Raw genomic sequence first — 1183 nt, forward strand, 5'->3', positions numbered from 1 at the left:
TCGACACCCGTACAGCTCGGCGGCAGATGCGGCCCCGCGTCCCGCAGCGGCCCGGGGAACCGGCCGCGGTCGTCCCCCGCTCCGGTGAGCTGGCCCCGGGCGACGGCCCGCAGCGTCCCTGCGGCGAGGCGGGTACCGAGCGGGAGCGCCATCCGTACGGCCCACAGCGCCTCGGCGGAGGGCGGTCCGCACCGCCACGGGACCCCGGCGGCGGGGTAGACGTCCGTGGGCCCGCCGGGGCCCCGCAGCAGGAGCGCCCGCAGATCGCCGACGCTCGCGGCGAACAGCGCCCGCACTCTCGGGTCGTCCCCCTCCGCCGTCGCCTCCGGCAGAGGGACGCCGCCGGTCCTGCTCGCAGGCCGGACGGGGCGCCCCGAGCGGACGCGCAGCTCGATGGTGCGAGGGATACCGGGGCGCAGTTCGAACTCCCAGCGCAGCAGTCCCGCCGAGGCGAGCGCGTCGGCGGGAGCGGGATCGGCCGTGACGACGGCGTACCGGCCGTCGGCGGCCGTCCAGCGCAGCCCGGCCGTGTGGACGGTCGCGGGGAGTTCGGGTCCGGCCCGGCCTGCCGCGACGGCCGCGAGCTCCGCCAGATCCGTGCCGAAAGCGATCTCCACCGTGAGGCGGCGCGGCGCCTTCGCGGCGCTGCGCAGGACGACACGCTCGGTGCCGTCGGCGTCCCTGAGCCGCTCGACGCTGATCTCCGGATCGGGTCCGGTGTCCGCGGGCGTGCGCACCACGGCCAGGAAGCGCGCCTTGTCCGCCGCGACCAGCCGCCCCTGCAACGCGACGGGTTCGCGCCCGGCGACCCGGAGCTGACAGCGCGACAGGAGCCTTCGGCCCGACTCGTAGAAACCGTCAAGACCGATGCCGGTGAGCTGGCCGTGCTCGGCCGAGACCGCGAGGCACGGCAGCGCGACGCACAGCAGGGCCCGGTGTGCCGCCGGCAGTTCGCCCGGGGGCGCGGCGCGGGAGGGTCCGGTTCTGGTGGGAGGGACGGTGAGAGCCATCTGGGGTCAGCTGTGCCTTCTGTGCGCTCCGGTGAGCCGCCGGGTGACCGGCGGCGCGGCTCGTACGACTCCGCCACCCCGATGAACGCGGTTTCGGGGGGCCGGGTCACGGCTGTCATCGCCCGCTCCTCGTCCCGCGCTGCCCGCTGCGCCCGCTCGCACGGTCACGCGCG

The 1183-nt window shown here is 77.0% G+C and carries 1 protein-coding gene; it reads right to left on the minus strand.

Features of this window, described 5'->3' with window-relative positions:
• A partial coding sequence (locus HY68_RS00920; RefSeq protein ID WP_277816746.1) for a glycogen debranching N-terminal domain-containing protein occupies nt 1–1010 on the minus strand: 1010 nt, incomplete at its 3' end.
• Between the last annotated feature and the right edge of the window lie 173 nt (nt 1011–1183).

The sequence above is a fragment of the Streptomyces sp. AcH 505 genome, from assembly GCF_000818175.1.
Classification (GTDB): domain Bacteria; phylum Actinomycetota; class Actinomycetes; order Streptomycetales; family Streptomycetaceae; genus Streptomyces.